Origin of the sequence: Sporolactobacillus sp. STSJ-5 (assembly GCF_024385605.1) — a bacterium.
GTDB lineage: Bacteria > Bacillota > Bacilli > Bacillales > Sporolactobacillaceae > Sporolactobacillus.
The window spans coordinates 1-444 of sequence record NZ_JANFOJ010000052.1; the positions used below are offsets into that span (position 1 = coordinate 1).

Annotated in this window: 1 protein-coding gene; it reads left to right on the plus strand. The window is 52.0% G+C overall.

Going from position 1 to position 444, the window contains the following annotated elements; all coding sequences use genetic code 11:
* Window positions 1-444 (plus strand): SH3 domain-containing protein (locus tag NOM01_RS17050; protein WP_255749784.1); only part of this gene is annotated, 444 nt, incomplete at both ends.

A 444-nucleotide genomic window follows, 5' to 3' on the forward strand; every position in this document is an offset into this window, starting at 1 on the left:
TGGCTGAAGATCAAATACAGCGGAGGAACGGCGTATGTGTCGGGCGATTATGTCACGAAGGCGGGCAGTACATCGGATTCCGACAGCTCCAATGAAACGGTTTTGTACACCGGAACGACGAAAGCAAATTTGAATGTTCGATCAAGTGCGTCGACCTCAGGCAAGCTGCTGACAACGTTGAAGAAGGGGAGCAGCGTGGAAGTTGTAGGCACAAGCGGCGACTGGCTGAAGATCAAATACAGCGGGGGAACGGCGTATGTGTCGGGCGATTATGTCACGAAGGCGGGCAGTACATCGGATTCCGACAGCTCCAATGAAACGGTTTTGTACACGGGAACAACGAAAGCAAATTTGAATGTTCGATCAAGTGCATCGACCTCAGGCAAACTGCTGACAACGTTGAAGAAAGGGAGCAGCGTGGAAGTAGTGGGTACAAGCGGCGAC